This window comes from Amycolatopsis sp. CA-230715 (genome assembly GCF_018736145.1).
GTDB lineage: Bacteria > Actinomycetota > Actinomycetes > Mycobacteriales > Pseudonocardiaceae > Amycolatopsis.
In genome coordinates, this window is record NZ_CP059997.1 from 248,750 (window position 1) to 266,237 (window position 17,488).

At 70.8% G+C, this 17,488-nt stretch carries 15 protein-coding genes; 6 read left to right on the plus strand and 9 right to left on the minus strand.

The window, feature by feature from the left end:
• Positions 1-28: 28 nt before the first annotated feature.
• Positions 29-565: a DUF6286 domain-containing protein gene (locus tag HUW46_RS01155; RefSeq protein WP_215545483.1), complete on the plus strand. Its 537-nt coding sequence runs from the start codon at positions 29-31 to the stop codon at positions 563-565.
• Positions 562-1,164 carry an alkaline shock response membrane anchor protein AmaP gene (locus HUW46_RS01160; protein ID WP_215545484.1) on the plus strand — a complete coding sequence of 201 codons (603 nt, stop codon included), beginning with the start codon at positions 562-564 and terminating at the stop codon, positions 1,162-1,164. The genes HUW46_RS01155 and HUW46_RS01160 overlap by 4 nt, the downstream gene beginning before the upstream one ends.
• On the opposite strand, the gene HUW46_RS01165 is transcribed toward HUW46_RS01160, so the two are convergent.
• From HUW46_RS01165 to HUW46_RS01175, 3 genes are read right to left on the minus strand one after another with little or no spacing between them, the layout of a single operon-like run.
• Entirely contained in the window at positions 1,161-2,114 is a 954-nt protein-coding gene (locus tag HUW46_RS01165) for a threonine ammonia-lyase (protein ID WP_215545485.1), read from the minus strand. The two genes, HUW46_RS01160 and HUW46_RS01165, sit on opposite strands and share 4 nt — an antisense overlap.
• A gap of 9 nt (positions 2,115-2,123) precedes the next feature.
• On the minus strand, positions 2,124-6,518 hold the full coding sequence (locus HUW46_RS01170; protein WP_215545486.1) for a HAMP domain-containing protein: 4,395 nt from the start codon (positions 6,516-6,518) through the stop codon (positions 2,124-2,126).
• The gene (locus tag HUW46_RS01175; RefSeq protein WP_254125686.1) at positions 6,511-7,167 is read right to left on the minus strand and encodes a response regulator transcription factor; all 657 of its coding nucleotides are present in this window, start codon (positions 7,165-7,167) and stop codon (positions 6,511-6,513) included. Before HUW46_RS01175 ends, HUW46_RS01170 begins: the two co-directional genes overlap by 8 nt.
• A 101-nt stretch (positions 7,168-7,268) precedes the next feature.
• Between HUW46_RS01175 and HUW46_RS01180 the strand changes: the two genes are divergently transcribed.
• Positions 7,269-8,345: an ATP-dependent DNA ligase gene (locus HUW46_RS01180; RefSeq protein ID WP_215545488.1), complete on the plus strand. Its 1,077-nt coding sequence runs from the start codon at positions 7,269-7,271 to the stop codon at positions 8,343-8,345.
• Between the two features lie 78 nt (positions 8,346-8,423).
• Positions 8,424-9,995 carry an alpha/beta hydrolase gene (locus HUW46_RS01185; protein ID WP_254125688.1) on the plus strand — a complete coding sequence of 524 codons (1,572 nt, stop codon included), beginning with the start codon at positions 8,424-8,426 and terminating at the stop codon, positions 9,993-9,995.
• Positions 9,996-10,269: 274 nt separating this feature from the next.
• Here the strand turns inward: HUW46_RS01185 and HUW46_RS01190 are convergent, their stop codons facing one another.
• A complete protein-coding gene (locus tag HUW46_RS01190; protein ID WP_215545490.1) occupies positions 10,270-11,217 on the minus strand; it encodes a LysR family transcriptional regulator in 948 nt (315 codons plus the stop codon).
• A 73-nt stretch (positions 11,218-11,290) separates the two neighbouring features.
• Here HUW46_RS01190 and HUW46_RS01195 point away from each other — a divergent pair, with 73 nt between their 5' ends.
• Positions 11,291-12,226 (plus strand): DMT family transporter, encoded by a 936-nt coding sequence (locus HUW46_RS01195; protein WP_215545491.1) that lies wholly within the window; start codon positions 11,291-11,293, stop codon positions 12,224-12,226.
• Between the two features lie 4 nt (positions 12,227-12,230).
• On the opposite strand, the gene HUW46_RS01200 is transcribed toward HUW46_RS01195, so the two are convergent.
• From HUW46_RS01200 to HUW46_RS01210, 3 genes are all read right to left on the minus strand, one after another.
• The gene (locus HUW46_RS01200; RefSeq protein WP_215545492.1) at positions 12,231-13,103 is read right to left on the minus strand and encodes a thermonuclease family protein; all 873 of its coding nucleotides are present in this window, start codon (positions 13,101-13,103) and stop codon (positions 12,231-12,233) included.
• 141 nt (positions 13,104-13,244) lie between these two features.
• Entirely contained in the window at positions 13,245-14,066 is an 822-nt protein-coding gene (locus tag HUW46_RS01205; protein ID WP_442860903.1) for an endonuclease/exonuclease/phosphatase family protein, read from the minus strand.
• Between the two features lie 40 nt (positions 14,067-14,106).
• Positions 14,107-14,349: a DUF2630 family protein gene (locus HUW46_RS01210; RefSeq protein WP_215545493.1), complete on the minus strand. Its 243-nt coding sequence runs from the start codon at positions 14,347-14,349 to the stop codon at positions 14,107-14,109.
• Positions 14,350-14,433: 84 nt separating this feature from the next.
• Here HUW46_RS01210 and trxA point away from each other — a divergent pair, with 84 nt between their 5' ends.
• A complete protein-coding gene (gene trxA / locus HUW46_RS01215; protein ID WP_215545494.1) occupies positions 14,434-14,799 on the plus strand; it encodes a thioredoxin in 366 nt (121 codons plus the stop codon).
• Between the two features lie 56 nt (positions 14,800-14,855).
• Here the strand turns inward: trxA and HUW46_RS01220 are convergent, their stop codons facing one another.
• Together HUW46_RS01220 and pruA are read right to left on the minus strand one after the other, a co-directional pair.
• Entirely contained in the window at positions 14,856-15,785 is a 930-nt protein-coding gene (locus HUW46_RS01220; protein ID WP_215545495.1) for a proline dehydrogenase family protein, read from the minus strand.
• Between the two features lie 24 nt (positions 15,786-15,809).
• Entirely contained in the window at positions 15,810-17,438 is a 1,629-nt protein-coding gene (pruA, locus tag HUW46_RS01225) for an L-glutamate gamma-semialdehyde dehydrogenase (RefSeq protein WP_215545496.1), read from the minus strand.
• Between the last annotated feature and the right edge of the window lie 50 nt (positions 17,439-17,488).

Consider the following 17,488-nt stretch of genomic DNA (forward strand, 5'->3'; position numbering starts at 1 on the left):
CAGGCAACAAGAATCGAGGAACACGATCGTGCGGGTATTCGTCCGTTTGCTGTCGACCTTGCTGGCGATCGCCGTCGCGGGCGCGGGCGGTCTGCTGGCGCTGGAGGTCGGCTGGCACTGGTGGCGGCCGGAGGCCTCGCCGCTGCTGGTGCCGTGGCCGCGGTGGCGCGACCGGCTCGCGGAGCTCGGCTGGGATTCGACCGCGGTGAAGGTGACCGCGGGCGTGCTGCTCGCGGCGGGCCTGATCGTGCTGCTCGTGGCGTCGGCGGCGAAGCGGCGCGCGGTGCGGCTCACCGATCCCGCGGACGAGGTCAGCGTGACGACGTCGCCGCGCTCGCTGGCGCGGATCGTCGGGAACCAGGTTCGCGCGCAGGACAACGTGACGGGCGCGTCGGTGACGGCCAGTGCGAAACGGGTGCGGGTGCGCGCGACGAGCAGGCTGGCGACCGAAGGGCAGTTGCGGCCGCACCTGCTCGAATCGGTGCGGGCCCTGCTGGACACGGTGCCGCTGGTGCGCAGGCCGAAGGTGTCCGTGGTGGTCGATTCCCCGAAGGACAGGACATGACACGCAAGTCGACTTCGGCTAAGGCGTTGGCGCGCTCGTACCGCGCGGAACGATCGCTGACCTTCGTCGCAGGGCTGCTCGCGGCCGCCGCGGGCGCCGCCGCGCTGCTGGTGGGGTTCCGCGTGTTCGGCGAGTTCAGGGCCGCGCGGCCGGTGCTGGACCCGATCGCGGTCGACTGGCTCGGCGCCCGCGCGACGCTCGCGAAGATCGTGGCGATCGTGGCCGGGGTCGCGCTGTTCGTGTTCGGCCTGTGGTGGCTGGTGCGCTCGCTCAAGCCGGAGGGCAGGCCGGATCTGGAGCTGGACCGCACCGAGGGCAGCGCGCTGACGGTCACCGCGAGCGCGATCGCGGACGCCGTGCGCGCCGACGCGGAAAGCGTCGACGGCGTGAGCAGGGCGAGGGTGCGCGCGGTCGGCGGCACGGACGATCCGGCGCTGCGCCTCACCCTGTGGCTGCGCGACGGCACCGACGTCCGCGCGGTGTGGGAGGACATCGACACGCGCGTGCTGGCGCGCGCCCGCGATTCGCTCGGCGTCGAAACCCTGCCGACGGCGGTGCACCTCGAACTCGACGCGACCGACCGCAGGCGCGTCCGCTAGCGACCGACCCACCGGTAATAGGCGTCCAGATCGACGTTGCCGCCGCAGAGGACGGTCACGACGTGGCGGCCCGCGAACCGCTCGCGGTCTTCCAGCACGGCGGCGACGCCGAGCGCGGCCGAGGGTTCGACCACCAGGCCGGTGTGTTCCAGGAGCAGCCGCATGCCCTCGATGATCGACGACTCGCTGACCAGTACCGCGTCGTCGGCCACCGCGATGAGGTCGTCCAGCGCCTCGGGGATGGGGAACCGGCCCGCGACGCCGTCGGCGATCGTGTCGGCCGATTCGGTGGTGACGACGCGGCGTTCGTGCCAGGAGCGGGTCATCGCCGGTGCCCCCGACGGCTGCACGCAGATCACCTCGGTGTCCGGTGCCGTGGTCCCCAGGACGTGGCCGATGCCGATCGCCATCGCGCCGCCGCCGAGCGCGATCAGCACGGCGTCGTATCGGGATCCCAGTTCCAGGCCGATCGTCCCGGCACCCTCGCACGTTTCCACGTCCAGGCTGTCTTCGAGCAGCCGGATTCCGCGCTGCCGCGCGATGTCCGAGGCCCGCTCACGGGCCGTTTCGAAATCGCCGTCCACCAGTTCCAGCTCCGCGCCCAGCGCGCGGATCCGGTCGAGCTTCGCGACCGGTGCCCGCCGCGAAGCCACCACCGTCACGTCGAGACCGCGGCGGAGGGCCGACCACCCCAGCGCCTGGCCGAGGTTGCCGGCGCTGGCGCACACCACGGCGGTCCGGCCCTGCCCGGCCAGCAGGCTCGTCACCAGTTCGGTGCCCCGCGCCTTGAAGCTGCGGACCGGGTTCACCACTTCCAGCTTGACACTCAGGGTGCAGCCGAGCGCGCGCCCCAGCGCGTCGCACGAGTACGCCGGGGTGTCCAAGAACACCGGATCGATCACGCGGCGGGCCGCGTGGATCCGATCGAGATCGAGCCGGGTGTCGGGCACGCCGAAACGCTAGTGCGAGGGCTCCGCGGCGTCCAGCCACCGGCTCATGCAGGACAGGAGTTCGCCCGCGTCGACGGGTTTCGTGACGTAGTCGCTGGCGCCGGAGGCGAGGCTCTTCTCCCGGTCGCCTTCCATCGCCTTCGCGGTGACCGCGATGATCGGCAGCCGTTCGAACCGGGGCATGCCGCGGATGGCCGCGGTGGTGGCGTGCCCGTCCATTCCCGGCATCATCACGTCCATCAGCACGAGGTCGATGTCGGCGTTCTCGAGCAGCATGTCGATCCCCTCGCGCCCGGTCGGGGCGTGCACCACGGAGAACCCGTGCAGTTCGAGCATGCCCGACAGCGCGAACACGGTGCGGGTGTCGTCGTCGATCAGGAGGACCTTTCCGCCCTGCGCGGCGGTGACCTGGCGTTCGGCCGGGGCCGCTTCCACCGGCTCCTGGTCCTCCTCGCCCTTGAGCAGCCGCCAGATCCGCTCCCGCAGAACGTCCAAAGTGGACACGATTTCGATCGGGTGGGTGCGCGCGTGCGCGCGGAGGATGCGGTCCTCCGCCCCGCTGAGGCCGCCGACGGCGTGCGCGAGCACGGGAACGGTGATCGTCTCGGCGCCCTCGCCGAGCTGCTTGAGGAAGGTGACCGCGGCGGCACCGGGGAGGTCGAGGTCGAGCACCACGCAGGCGTACGACCGGGAGGACAGCATCTCGAACGCGCGATCGGTGCCGCGCACCTGGTCCACCCGCACGTCGAGTTCGGCGACCGCCCCGCGCGCCACGTGCGTGAGCAGGCTGTTCTCCTGCGACTCGACCACGAGCATCGCCCGTTCCGGGCCGACGGCGGGCAGTTCCGCCGTGTACGGCGACACGTCGCCTTCGAACCGCGCGACGGGGAGCCGCAGGGTGAACGTGCTGCCCTCCCCCACCGTGCTGTCGGCGAGGATCTCCCCGCCGAGCAGGTGGGCGATCTCGCGGCAGATCGACAGCCCGAGCCCCGTCCCGCCGTACTTCCGGCTGGTGGTGCCGTCGGCCTGCTGGAACGCCCCGAAGATCGATTCGAGGTTCGCCGTGTCGATGCCGATCCCGGTGTCCACCACGGTGAACGCGACGACCGTCTCGCTCGCCCCGCCGACCGAGTCGACGCGCAGCTCGACGCTGCCCTCCTCGGTGAACTTCACCGCGTTGGACAACAGGTTCCGCAGCACCTGCCGCAGCCGCTGCTCGTCGGTGAACAGCAGCTCCGGCACCCCTTCGCCCACCGTCACCGCGAAGTCGAGTCCACTGTCGACGGTCAGCGGCCGGAACGTGGTGCGCACGTAGTCGAGCAGCTGCTGCAACGGGAACAGCTCGCGGTGGATGTCCATCTTGCCCGCCTCGACCTTCGACAGGTCGAGGATGTCGTTGATCAGCTGCAGCAGATCGGTGCCCGCGGACTGGATCACCTTCGCGAACTCCACCTGCTTCGCGGTCAGGTTCTGCGTCGAGTTCTGGACGAGCACACCGGCGAGGATGAGCAGGCTGGTCAACGGGGTGCGCAGCTCGTGCGACATGTTGGCGAGGAACTCGGACTTGTACTTCGACGCGAGCGCGAGCTGCTGCGCGCGCTCTTCGATCTCCTGGCGGGCCTGTTCGATTTCGAAGTTCTTGACCTCGATGTCGCGGTTCTGGCGGGCGAGCAGTTCCGCCTTCTCCCCCAGCTCGGCGTTCGACCGCTGCAGTTTCGCTTGCTGCGCCTGGAGTTCTTCCGACCGCTGCCGCAGTTCCTCGGCGAGCCGCTGCGATTCTTCGAGCAGCGCGTCCGTGCGCGCGTTGGCCATGATGGTGTTGACGCTGACCCCGATCATCTCCATGAGCTGTTCGAGGAAATCCCGCTGCACGGCGGTGAACCGCGTGAACGAGGCCAGTTCCATCACGCCGAGCACGCGGTCTTCGAACACGATCGGCAGCACGATCAGGTTCACCGGCGCCGAGGAACCGAGGCTCGAGGTGATCCGCACGTAGTCCGGCGGCGTCTGGTCGACCACGATCGTCCGCTTCGTCCGCGCGGCCTGCCCGATCAGGGACTGCCCGACGTCGAACTCCGTGGGCGCCCCGGCCCCGGTGTAGTGGCCGTAGCTGGCGATGAGGCGCAGCCGCTGGTCCCCGTCGTCGGACGTGCTGAGGAAGAACGTGCCGTGCTGCGCGCCGACGAGCGGGGTCAGCTCGTTCATGATCACCGCACCGACCACGCGCAGATCGCGGTGGCCCTGGATGAGGCCGGGCACCCGCGCGAGGTTGGTGTTGAGCCAGTCCTGCTGCTGGTTCGCCAGCGTGGTGTCGCGAAGGGACTGCACCATCGCGTTGATGTTGTCCTTCAGCTCCGCGACTTCACCCTGCGCCTCCACGGAAATCGTCCTGGTCAGGTCGCCGCGCGCCACCGCGCTGGTGACCTCGGCGATCGCCCGCACCTGGCGGGTCAGGTTCCCGGCGAGCCCGTTGACGTTCTCGGTCAACCGCTTCCAGGTTCCCGAAATGCCCTCGACCTCCGCCTGCCCGCCGAGCCGCCCCTCGCTGCCGACCTCGCGCGCCACCCGCGTCACCTCGGCCGCGAACGCGGAAAGCTGCTCCACCATGGTGTTTATGGTGGTCTTCAGTTCGAGGATCTCCCCGCGCGCGTCCACGTCGATCTTGCGGGACAGGTCGCCGCGCGCCACCGCGGTGGTCACCTGCGCGATGTTGCGCACCTGGTTGGTCAGGTTGTTGGCCATCGAGTTGACGTTGTCGGTGAGGTTCTTCCAGATACCGGCCACATCGGACACTCGCGCCTGCCCGCCGAGGATGCCGTCCGTGCCGACCTCGCGCGCCACGCGCGTCACCTCGTCGGCGAAGGCGGACAACGTGTCGACCATCGTGTTGATGGTCTGCGCCAGCGCGGCCACCTCGCCCTTGGCCTCCACGGTGACCTTTTTGGACAGATCGCCCTGCGCGACCGCGCTGGCCACCTTGGCGATCGAGCGGACCTGGTCGGTCAGGTTGTCGGCCATCACGTTCACCGACTCCGTCAACCCCTTCCACGTCCCCGAAACACCCTTCACATCAGCCTGACCACCCAGCCGCCCCTCCGTACCCACCTCACGCGCCACCCGCGTCACCTCATCGGCGAACGACGACAACTGACCCACCATCGTGTTGATCGTGTCCTTGAGCTCCAAGATCTCCCCGCGCGCGTCGACCCTGATCTTCTGCGTCAGGTCCCCGTTCGCGACCGCCGTGGTCACCTCGGCGATCGAGCGGACCTGGTCGGTCAGGTTGTCGGCCATCACGTTCACCGACTCCGTCAACCCCTTCCACGTCCCCGAAACACCCTTCACATCAGCCTGACCACCCAGCCGCCCCTCCGTACCCACCTCACGCGCCACCCGCGTCACCTCATCGGCGAACGACGACAACTGACCCACCATCGTGTTGATCGTGTTCTTCAGCTCCAAGATCTCCCCGCGCGCGTCCACGGTGATCTTCTGCGTCAAATCCCCCTTCGCCACCGCGGTGGCGACCTGCGCGATGGACCGCACCTGCCCGGTGAGGTTGCCCGCCATGAAATTCACCGACGTGGTCAAGTCGCGCCACGTCCCCGCGACACCCGGAACCTGCGCCTGCCCGCCGAGCGCGCCTTCGGTGCCGACCTCGCGCGCCACCCGCGTCACCTCATCGGCGAACGACGACAACTGACCCACCATCGTGTTGATCGTGTTCTTCAGCTCCAAGATCTCCCCGCGCGCGTCCACGGTGATCTTCTGCGTCAAATCCCCCTTCGCCACCGCGGTCGTGACCTCCGCGATGGACCGCACCTGCGCGGTCAGGTTGCCCGCCATGAAATTCACCGACGTGGTCAGATCACGCCACGTCCCGGCCACCCCGGGCACTTCGGCCTGCCCGCCGAGCCGCCCCTCGCTGCCGACCTCGCGCGCCACCCGCGTCACCTCGTCCGCGAACGACGACAACTGACCCACCATCGTGTTGATCGTGTTCTTCAGTTCGAGCATCTCGCCCTTGACGTCGACGGTGATCTGCTGGGTCAGATCCCCCTTCGCCACCGCCGTGGTGACCTCCGCGATGGAGCGCACCTGCGCGGTCAGGTTGCCCGCCATCGCGTTGACGGAATCGGTGAGCGCCTTCCAGGTGCCCGACACCCCGGACACCACGGCCTGCCCGCCGAGCTTGCCGTCCGTGCCGACCTCGCGCGCCACGCGCGTCACCTCGGAGGTGAAGCGCGCGAGCTGGTCGACCATGCCGTTGAACACCGTCGACATCTCGTCCATCAGCGGGTCGTCCGCCTTCGGCAGGCGGCGGCTGAAATCCCCGTCCCTGACCGCTTTCAGGCCTTCCAACAGGTCGAGCAGGCTCCGTTCGCCCGCCGCGCGCTCAGCCATCACGCCGCTCCGTCCGTTCGAGGAGCCCGTGGCGCCGCGCTGCCGGGACGACCCCCGCTTCGCTGGTCACCCCGAGCTTGGCCATGATCCCGCGTACCACGTGCCGCACCAGCCCCGGCTCCAGCCGCAACCGCGTGCCGATGTCGTCGATCTCCGTCCCGGCGGCGAGCATGCGCAGGACCTCGCGTTCGCCTTCGGTGAGGCGGAAATCGCCCTCGCCCGGCCGCGAGGCCGGGGCGGGGGCCCGCGCCGGTGACAGCGCGGGCGAATCGGCGAACACCCCGTACCCGTCGGCGACCCTGCGGATCGCGCCGACGAGATCCCCGAACGGCCCCGCCTTGAGCACCAGGCCGGATCCGCCCGCCACGACGACCCGATCGGCCAGCGCGCGGTTCGCGTCACCGGTGTACACGAGGACCCTGCTGTCCGGCGAAGCTTCGAGGATCTCACCGATCGACGCGACGGCGTCACCGTCGGACAGGCGCCGGTCGAGCAGCACCACCGAAGGCCGGTGCCGTTCCGCGGCCACCACCGTCTCCGCGACCGACCTGGCGCGGGCGACCACTTCCACGTCCTCGACCTCGTCGAAGGCGAGTGCGAGCGCGTCCGCGACCATGTCGTGGTCTTCGACCAGCAGCAACCGGACCATGAGGCCCTCCTGTCGTCGAAATTCCATTGTTCGCCTCTCCGCCCCGGCAGACCAGCGTGGCGTACGGCCACCTCCCGCCGCGGCGCGGGCAGAATGTCGCCATGGCGTTGCCGATCGAGCCACCAGTCAAGCCCATGCTCGCGCGTCCGGTGAAGCGCATCCCGGATTCGGGTGAGTTGCTCTTCGAACCCAAGTGGGACGGGTTCCGGTGCCTGGTCTTCCGCGACGGTGACGACCTCACCCTGCAGTCGCGTGCCGGAAAACCGCTGAACCGGTATTTCCCCGAAGTCCTCGAGACGCTGCGCGCCGCCCTTCCGGAGCGGGTCGTGGTCGACGGCGAACTGGTCGTGGCGCGGGGCGGCAAGCTCGACTTCGACGCGCTCACCGAACGCGTCCACCCCGCGGAGAGCAGGGTTCGGCTGCTGGCCGAGCAGTCTCCGGCCAGTTTCGTGGCCTTCGACCTGCTGGCGCTCGACGACCGCGCGTTCGCCGAGGAGCCGACGAGCGTGCGCCGCGAGCACCTGGTGAAGCTGGCCGCCGACGGCGTGCACATCACGCCCGCCACCACCGATCCGGCGACCGCGCGCGAGTGGTTCACCCTCTTCGAGGGCGCCGGACTCGACGGTGTGATCGGCAAACCGCTCGACGCGGTCTACGAGCCGAACAAGCGGATCATGTTCAAGTACAAGCACACCAGGACGGCCGACTGCGTGCTGGCCGGGCTGCGGTGGCACGTGGACGGCGCCGAAGGCGAGGCCGTCGGCTCGTTCCTGCTCGGCCTGCACGACGAACGCGGCGTGCTGCACCACGTCGGTGTGGTGGGTTCCTTCCCGGTGGCGCGGCGGCGCGAACTGGCGGGGGAACTGGCGGACCTCGTCACCGAGGGCGCGCACCCGTGGCTCGGGGACGCGACGGTCGAAGGCCAGCGCCTGCCCGGCGGGATCACCCGGTGGCGGGCGAAGGAGCACGCCTGGGTTCCGCTGCGGCCGGAGCGCGTGGTCGAGGTCTCCTACGAGCACACCGAGGGCGGCTACCCGTCGCGGTTCCGGCACACCGCCCAGTTCCTGCGCTGGCGGCCCGACCGCGAACCGTCGTCGTGCGACTACGCCCAGCTCGACGAGCCCGCGCGCTACGACCTCGACGCCGTGCTCCGCGGCGAGGTGCGTCCGTCGGCGTAGGCACCCGCTTACCGATCTCTCACCACAGGCATGCGAAGGTCACCAGCAGTTCGCGTGCAGAAAGTGAGGACCCCGCCCGTGCCCCGCCGTCTCCCCCTCGCCGGTCGTTCCCGGGGGCTCCAGGCCGCGGTCATCCCGCTGGTGACCGCCGCACTGCTGACCGGCTGTACCGCAGGCCCGTCGACGCGCCCGGAGGTGGTCCAGAACGACGGTCCGCCGCCGAAGGCGCCGTCGTCGGCGCAGCAGGTGCCGCTGCCGCCGCTGGTGGCGCCGACCAGGTCGACGCTGGAGTGGGCGGACTGCGGCGACGAGACCCGCGCGCGGCTCGGCGAACCCGCGGTGGACCCGTCGCTGACGTTCTCGTGCGCGCGGATGTCCTCGCCGCTGGACTCGCCCGACCTCCCCGGCCGGGGGCTCACCAGGGTCTCCGTGCTCAAGGTCGGCAGCGGTCCGGTGCCGCTGGCCGTGCTCAACGACATCGACGGCGAGCCCGGCACCCTGTACGCCGCGCGGCTCGCCGCGGCGGTGCCGCAGGAACTGCTGCGGAAGTTCAGCTTCGTCGGCGTCGACCGGCGCGGTTCCGGCCAGTCCAGCCCGATCGGCTGCGTGTCGAAGGACGTCAGGTCGGCGCTGCTCAGCCACGACCCCGCCGACGCGAACGAGGAGCCGGTGCTGGACGCGGCGCGCAAGGCGGGCCAGCAGTGCAGCATCGAGCTGGACACCGAGCAGCAGGCGCTGGACACCTGGCGGACCGCCGGTGACCTCGAAGAGCTGCGCGACGAACTCGGCCTGACCAAGCTGAACGCGATCGCGCGGGGCGAGGGCTCGAAGGTGCTCAGCGCGTACGCGGTGCGCTACGCCGGGCGCGTCGGCCGGTTCGTGCTCGACGGCATCCCCGACCCGTCGGAGGACCGCACCGCGGTGCTCGACGGCATGGCGGCCGCCGCTCAGTCCACTTTGGACGCGTTCGGCGCGGACTGCGTGGCGCGCGGCTGCCCGGTCGGCGGCAACGCCGCGGCCGCGGTCACCGCGCTGCTCGACCGGCTGCGCGGTGCGCCGCCGGTGCTCGAAAGCGGCGACCCGTTCGGGCCGGGGCTCGCGCTGCGCGCGGTGCTGATCGGGCTCGCGGACCACGCGAAGTGGCCGGAGCTGGCCGAAGCGATCGCCGCGGGCCGCGGCGGCGACCCGGCGAAGCTCGCCGCCTTCACCGACCGGCTCCTCAACGGCAGCGCGCTGCAGCCCGCCCGGCTCGACGCGGCGCTGGCGACGACGTGCAACGACACGAAGACCAGGGTCCCCGCCGACCGGATCGGCACCGTCACGACCGGGCTCGCCCAGAAGTACCCGCTGTTCGGGGCGCTGCTGGCGCAGGAACTGGCGTGGTGCAGCCCGTGGCCGACGCGGAACGAGCCACCACCGCCCGCCGGTGCGCCCGGCGCGCCGCCGATACTGGTGACCAGCACCGCCACCGACCCGGTCACCCCCGAGCAGGGCACGATCCACGCGACGCAGCAGATGCCGAGCGCGGTGCGGGTGGCCTGGCAGGGCGCGGGACACGGCTCGCTCGGCTCCCCGTGCGTGCTCGCCGCGGTGCAGGGCTTCCTCGTGGACGGCAAGGTCCCGACCGACGGCACCCTCTGCCCGGCCTGAGCGGGCGCGACGTTGGTGCCCCGAAAGATGCTCCTCTAGAGATCGGGGCGGGCCGCGGGTGCCGCCGAAGGCTCCTCTTAGGGCGTTGAGCGTCCCGATCTCGGTCTTCGTGGCGGGCTGTCGTGCCCCGAAGGTGGCGTTCGGGGAATCCAGTGCCCCGAAGGTGACCTTCGGGGCATCGGCTCCCGGGGCCGTACCGCCGCGAGAGTGAGAAAAGTGGCGCTAGGCGCCCCGAAGGTGGCCTTCGGGGACCAACGGAGGGCCTCCGCCGCCATCACGGACGGAAGGCGTTCCCATCGGCGGCGACCAGTCCGCCCGCGACCTGTTCGGAAACCGCTTTGAGCGCCTCGACGCCCGCGCGAACCGCGGGGGTGTCGGCGCCGGTGCGCCAGACGGCGTAGATCGTCCGGTGCACGACCGGTTTGGTGGTCACGATGCGCACCTCGTCCGGTATTGAGCCGGGCCTGGTGTGGATGAGCTTCGGCACCAGCGCGGCGCCCACGTTGCCCGCGACGAGGGCGAGCTGGGTCGAGTAGCCGCCGACCGTGCAGGTGACCTCCGGGTCGAGCCCTTCCGCGCGCAGTGTCTGTTCGAGCCAGTGGTGGCACCGGGAACCCTCGGTCCACGCGATCCACGGCAGATCGTCCACTTCGGACAGGTTCACGGTCTTGCGGTGCGCGAGGCGGTGCGTGGCGGGCAGGGCGAGGTCGGTGGTTTCGGTCAGCAGCGGTTCGCGCGAGGTCGACGCCACGATCGGCGCTGGGTAGTTCTCCCAGCTTTCGATCACCGCGAGGTCGACGTCGCCCGCCGCGACCGCGGGCACCATCCATTCCGCCTCCCCCTCGGTCAGGCGCACCGACACGCGCGGGTGCTTCGCGGCGAGCCTGGCCAGCGCGGGCGGCAGGAGCGCGTGCAGGCTGGTCGAGATGGCGCCGATCCGCACCGGGCCCATGATGTCCTGGCGCAGTCCGTCCAAATCGGACCGAGCGGCGGCCAGCTGGGCGAACACCACCTCGGCGTGCTCGGCGAGCACCTTGCCGGCCGGGGTCAGCCGGACACCCCTGCCGTGCGGTTCGAGCAGCGGCTGCCCCGCTTCCCGCTCCAGCTTGCCGAGCTGCTGGGACACCCCCGACGGCGTCACGTGCAGCACTTCCGCCGCGGCGGCCACCGAACCGTGCGTGGCGACGGCGAGCAGCGCGCGCATCCTCTCGAGTCCGAACACGGTAGCTATGCTACCGAATAACCGGCAGAAACATTCGCTTGTCGTGCACAGTGTGGACCACCACGCTGGAGGCATGACCACCACCACCGACCGCGCCGAAACGACGGTCCCGGCCCCCGCGCGCACCCGATCCGGCCCGCTCACGAGGATCGCCGAGAGCGCCGATCCGCGTCTGCTCGCCGTCGCGGGCGGCCTGTGCATCTCGGCCTCGTCGCTGCTGGTGAAGCTGTCCGGCACGTCCGCGGGCACCAGCGTGTTCTTCCGGTGCCTGCTCGCGCTGCCGCTGCTCGTCCCGCTGGCGCTGGCCGAACGCCGCAGGGAAGGACCGCAGCCGGTCGTGCTCCCGCTGGTCGCGGGCGCGTTGCTCGGCATCGACCTGGTGTGCTGGGCCGAGGCGATCGGCGCGGTCGGCGCCGGGATCGCGACCGTGCTGGTCGCCGTCCAGGTCGTGATCGTGCCGGGGCTGGCGTTCGCGTTCCTCGGCGAGCGCCCCGGTCGCCGCTACCTGTTCGCGGTGCCGGTGATGCTCGGCGGCATCGTGCTGGCGGGCGGGATCGCCGACTCGTCGGCCTTCGGCCCGGCGCCGGTGTACGGCACGGTCACCGGCGTCGTCGCCGGGGTGGCCTACGCCGGATACCTCGTCCTGCTGCGCCGCGGCACCAAGCCCGGCGGGCAGGTGCGGTCGGTGTGCCTGGCCACGACGTCGGCAGGCGCGGTCGCGATCGCCGTCGGCGCGCCGTGGCACGGGGTCGATCTCACCCCCGGCTGGGCGGCGTTCGGCTGGCTCGTCGCGCTCGCCGTGTGCGGGCAGGCGGTGGGCTGGCTGCTCATCGCCGCCGCGCTCCCCCGCCTGTCGTCGAGCACCGGCGCGACGCTGATGCTCATGCAGCCGATCGGCGCCGTGGTGCTCGGCATCGTGCTGCTGGGCGAAGCGCCGAGCGCGCTGCAGCTCGGCGGCTGCGCCGCGGTGGTCACCGCCGTGTGCTTCGTCAGCGTGAGACGCCGGTGAAGAACTACTCGCAGGCCGTGCCGTCGTGGTCGCGGTCGAGCGCCGGGCGGTAGCCGGGATCGCCCACGTGCAGGGGCGCGGCATGGGCGGCACGAGCCGCGTCGCAGTTCTTGTAGTAGACCGAGCCGCCACCGGACGCCGGTGGCGGCGCTCCGGTCGAGGAAGCCGCTGGCGCTTCGATCACCGGTTCCGGTAGCGGAACGGCCTTCGTCTTCGGCACGGGTGGCAGCGTGACGGACGGCCCCGCCGACGGTGCCGGGCCCGCCGGTTTCCCTTGCTGCGCGGAGGATGTCGACGCGGGCGGTGTGTCGATGGCGCCGAGGCACGGCGGTGCCCAGAGGCCGCGCTTCGCCGCTTCCGCTGCCTCCTCCGCCGTCTTCCTGGCCGCGTCGAGCGCGATCCCGGCCGTCGCGAACCGCGCGTAACCCGCTCGCACCGCGAGCACGGAATAGTCGCTGCCATCGGCGAGCGTGACCGAAGCGACCGCGGGATCCACCGTGTCGACGTCCAGCGTGACGTACTGGTTCATCAGTGCGTTTCTCGCCCACGCCACGGATTCGGCGCCAAAGCATCCCGTTCCGTTCGCGGGCGGGGTGTGCAGCCCGGAAATGCGCACCAGCGACACCCCGAGCGGCCCGGTGACCCGCACCGTCCCGGCGTCCACGATCTCGGTCACGAGGTATTTCCCCGACGCGGCCGAGCCGGTGGTGGACGGCGGCGACGTGGTGCTCCACGGAGAAATCGATGACTGGCGCGCGCCTTCCCCGCCGGGCGAGCACGCCGGAACCGCACCGAGCACCAACGGAATTCCGAAAGCGGCCAACACGATCCCCGCCCGGTTCGGCCACTTCGCCCGCGCCGCTGTTCGCACATCCATGAAAAGGCACTCGCCGCGCGTACTCGTGGTGTTACGCGGCGACGCGGCCGAATGCGCAACCGTTATCACCCTGGTCGCGTCTCCGCGACGAATACGTATTCCCGTCGACGATCGCTATTCGCCGAACGCCGCGAGGATACGTCAGCGGACGCTCAGCGCGGCCAGCACCGGGCGGTGGTCGGAGGCGTGCGTGACCGGCACTTCGGCGTCACGGACCCGGAACCCGCCCGAGGTCGTCACGAAGTCGATCTTCGCGGTAGGGGCCTCCGCGGGATAGGTCGGGTCCGGCGGTCCCGCGTCGCGCACGCGGCGCAGCAGCGGTGCCAGTTCCGGGGCGGCCGGGGTGGCGTTGAAGTCGCCGAGCAGGAGTTGCTTCGCGCGGGCGCCGTCGTGGTCGAGCACCCGCACGGTCTCGGCCACCTGGATCCGCCGGATCGCGGGATCGGGCCGGTAGTCGAGATGGGTCGCGTAGACGTGCAGGCGTTCACCGCGAACGCGCACCTCGGCCTCCGCGAAACCGGGGGCGGGCGCGGGCACCGGGTTGGGATCCACTGTGGACAGACGGGTGAGTTGGTGGTTTTCGGTGCGCAGGAACGGGAACCGGCTCAGCACCGCGACGCCGTACCGGCGCCGGTCGTGGTGCCCCTGCTCCGGCGGGAGGTCGTAGATCGGGGCGAAGAACACGTGCATCCCGGTGCGCGCGGCCAGCTCCGCGGCCTGGTCGGCGTAGCCGCTCCTGGCCGAGAAGTGCTGGTCCACCTCTTCCAGGCCGACGACATCGGCGCCGGTGCCGAGGATCGCCCGCGCGGTCCGCGCCAGGTCGAGCTTGCCGTCGGCACCGATCCCGGTGTGGATGTTGTAGTTCAGCACGCGGAGGGCGGCGGGGTGCGCGCTCGCACTGACCGGCGTGAACGCCAGGACGGCCGCCATCGTCACGGCACCGGCCGCTCGAAAGAAACTCACGGGCGCGCACCCTACTGCGTGGAGGTGTACTCGCGGTGTCCTACTGGCGGTAGGACTCGACCTGGCCTGCCGGGCGCACCTGCGCGCCGTCGGGGTCGGCGGCGAACTCGGTGCGCGCCCTGCGCTGGCGCAGGAGGTCCCAGCACTGGTCGAGGCGCTGCTCGAGCAGTCCGAGGCGGCCCTGCTCCTCGGCGGACAGGCCGGTACCGGTCACCCGCGAACGCAGTTCGCGCTCCTCGGCGATCAGCTCGTCGATGCGGCTGAGGATCTCGTTTTCGGCCATCTGGTCTCCTGGGGTCGGGGTGCCGCCACGACGCTACGCCAACCGGGCGGGAATGCGCACCGCGATCCGTTCGTTGGGTGGGGTATGAGCACCCTGGAACTGACGACCGAGAATTTCAACGACGTCGTGGAAGGCAACGAATTCGTCCTGATCGACTTCTGGGCCAGCTGGTGCGGCCCGTGCCGTCAGTTCGCGCCGGTCTACGAAAAGGCATCCGAAAAGCACGACGACCTCGTGTTCGCCTCCGTCGACACCGAGTCGCAGCAGCAGCTCGCGGCCGCCTTCGAGGTGCGTTCGATCCCGACGCTGGCGATCATCAGGGAAGGGGTCCTCGTCTACTCGAACCCCGGCGCCCTGCCCGAAGCGGCGCTGGAGGATCTGATCGAGCAGGCGCGCGGCCTCGACATGACCGAGGTGAAGGCCAAGGCGGCAGCAGCCGAGGCCGAATGACCGGTGGTTCTCCCTGATGGCCACCGGTCGGGAACACGGTGGCCATCAGGGAAGTTTCAGCTCTTCGTGGCGAGGCCGCGCAGGAAGAACGCCATGTTCGCCGGGCGTTCGGCGAGGCGCCGCATGAAGTAGCCGTACCACTCGTCGCCGTAGGGCACGTACACGCGCATCGCGGCGCCGTCGGCGGCGATGCGGCGCTGCTCGTCGGGACGGATCCCGTAGAGCATCTGGAACTCGTGGTCGTCCGCCATCCGGCCGGTGTCCACCACGAGGTGCTCGGCGATCGCGATCATCCTCGGGTCGTGCGTGGCGACCATCGGATATCCCTTGCCCCGCATGAGAACCCCGAGACAGCGCACATAGGACTTGTCCACTTCGGACTTGTCCTGGTAGGCGACCGAAGCGGGCTCCGCGTAGGCGCCCTTGCACAGCCGCACGCGCGAACCCGGCCCGGAAAGGTCGGCGCAGTCCGCTTCGGTGCGGGCCAGGTACGCCTGCAGCACCGCACCGACCCACGGGAAGTCCACGCGCAGCTCGCGCAGGATGCCCAGCGTGGAATCCGTGGTGGTGTGGTCCTCCATGTCCAGCGTCACCGTGGCACCGGCCTCCGCCGCGGCGACGCAGATCTTCCTGGCGTTCTCCAGCGCGATCTTCTCGCCGTCCACCGGCAGGAACTGCCCGACCGCAGACAGCTTCACCGAGACGTCCGCGCCCGCCGCGAGCCCTTCGCCGGACATCGCGCCGAGCAGCGCAGAGTAGGCCTCGGCGGTCCGGGCGGCCTGCGTGCTGTCGGTGGTGTCCTCACCGAGGTGGTCGAGCGTGACCCGCCTGCCGTCGGCGGTCAGCTCCCTGACCACTCTGACCGCGTCGCGGGTGGCCGCCCCCGCGACGAACCGCTCGACGACGGACCTGGTCACGGGAACCGCTTCGACCAGCGAGCGCATCCTGGTGGATCGCGCCGCCGCCAGCAAAGATGCACGCAGCATCGCGCACTCCTCTCGAGAAGGGCCTCAGCCCTGGTGCGGGTAGCCGACGTTCGTCGGCGGGACGAAGTTCTCCTTGATCGAGCGCGGGCTCGTCCAGCGCAGCAGGTTGAAGATCGAACCCGCCTTGTCGTTCGTGCCGGACGCGCGCGCCCCGCCGAACGGCTGCTGGCCGACGACCGCCCCGGTCGGCTTGTCGTTGACGTAGAAGTTGCCCGCGGCGAACCGCAGCGCGTCCATCGTCTTCGCCACGGCCGCGCGGTCGTTGGCGATCACCGCGCCGGTGAGCGCGTAGTCCGCGGTCTCGTCGACGAGCTTGACGATCGCGTCGTACTCGGCGTCCTCGTACACGTGCAGGGCGAGGATCGGGCCGAAGAACTCGGTGCGGAACACGTCGTGCTTCGAGTTGCCGGACACGATCACGGTCGGGCGCACGAAGTAGCCGACGCTGTCGTCGACGGTGCCGCCCGCGATGACCTCCAGCTCGGGGTCTCCTGCCGCGCGGGTCAGGACGTCGGCGTGCTTGTCGAAGGCGCGCCGGTCGATCACCGCGCCGCCGAAGTTGCTCAGATCGGTGACGTCGCCGTAGGTCAGCGCCTCGGTCTCGGCGATCAGGCCGTCCTTGAGCTGGTTCCACAGCGAACGCGGCACGTAGGCGCGCGAGGCGGCCGAGCACTTCTGGCCCTGGTACTCGAAGGCGCCGCGGACGAGCGCGGTGCGCAGCACGTCGACGTCGGCCGACGGGTGCGCGAGCACGAAGTCCTTGCCGCCGGTCTCCCCGACCAGGCGCGGGTAGCTGCGGTAGCCGGAGATGTTGGCGCCGACGGTGCCCCACAGGTGCTGGAAGGTGGGGGTGGAACCGGTGAAGTGGATACCGGCGAGGTCGCGGTGGGTCAGCGCCACCTCGGAGATGTCCTTGCCGTGCCCGGGAAGCAGGTTGATCACGCCAGGCGGCATACCGGCCTCTTCGAGCAGGCGCATGGTCAGGTGCGCGGCGAAGCTCTGCGTCGGCGACGGCTTCCACAGCACGACGTTGCCCATCAGCGCGGGCGCGGTCGGCAGGTTGCCCGCGATGGCGGTGAAGTTGAACGGGGTGATCGCGTAGACGAACCCTTCCAGCGGGCGCTGCTCCATGCGGTTCCACAGCCCGGCCGAGCTGGCCGGCTGCTCGGCGATCAGGCGGCGGCCGTAGTCGACGTTGAACCGCCAGAAGTCGGCGAGCTCGCACGCGGAGTCGATCTCCGCCTGGATCGCGGTCTTCGACTGGCCGAGCATGGTCGCGGCGTTCAGCGTCGCGCGCCACGGGCCGGACAGCAGGTCGGCGGCGCGCAGGAGGATCGCGGCGCGGTCGTCGAAGGAAAGCGAGCGCCACTCGGGGGCGGCGGTCTTCGCCGCCTCGATCGCGTCGGTGGCGTCGGCGGCGGTGGCACCGCGGATAGTGCCGAGCACGGCGCGGTGGTTGTGCGGCTGGACGACGTCGATCCGCTCGCCGCCGCCGAGGCGCTGCTCGCCGCCGATGGTCGCGGTCAGGTCGATCGGACCTTCGCTGCCCAGGCGCTTCAACGCTCCCTCGAGCTCAGCGCGCTCGGCGCTGCCGGGGGCGTAGTCACGCACCGGCTCGTTCTTCGGGGCGGGGGTCTGGGTGACGGCGTCCACGGCGGCTCCTCGACTCTCTCTTGCCTAGGGGGATTTCAGAGAACGCTATG

Excerpts from the sequence above, each read along its gene's own strand:
- HUW46_RS01160 (WP_215545484.1), top strand. The coding sequence starts at position 562 with ATGACACGCAAGTCGACTTCGGCTAAGGCGTTGGCGCGCTCGTACCGC.
- HUW46_RS01210 (WP_215545493.1), bottom strand. The coding sequence starts at position 14,349 with ATGGCCGAAAACGAGATCCTCAGCCGCATCGACGAGCTGATCGCCGAG.
- HUW46_RS01200 (WP_215545492.1), bottom strand. The coding sequence starts at position 13,103 with ATGGATGTGCGAACAGCGGCGCGGGCGAAGTGGCCGAACCGGGCGGGG.
- HUW46_RS01180 (WP_215545488.1), top strand. The coding sequence starts at position 7,269 with ATGGCGTTGCCGATCGAGCCACCAGTCAAGCCCATGCTCGCGCGTCCG.
- trxA (WP_215545494.1), top strand. The coding sequence starts at position 14,434 with ATGAGCACCCTGGAACTGACGACCGAGAATTTCAACGACGTCGTGGAA.
- HUW46_RS01220 (WP_215545495.1), bottom strand. The coding sequence starts at position 15,785 with ATGCTGCGTGCATCTTTGCTGGCGGCGGCGCGATCCACCAGGATGCGC.
- HUW46_RS01195 (WP_215545491.1), top strand. The coding sequence starts at position 11,291 with ATGACCACCACCACCGACCGCGCCGAAACGACGGTCCCGGCCCCCGCG.
- HUW46_RS01175 (WP_254125686.1), bottom strand. The coding sequence starts at position 7,167 with ATGGTCCGGTTGCTGCTGGTCGAAGACCACGACATGGTCGCGGACGCG.
- HUW46_RS01170 (WP_215545486.1), bottom strand. The coding sequence starts at position 6,518 with ATGGCTGAGCGCGCGGCGGGCGAACGGAGCCTGCTCGACCTGTTGGAA.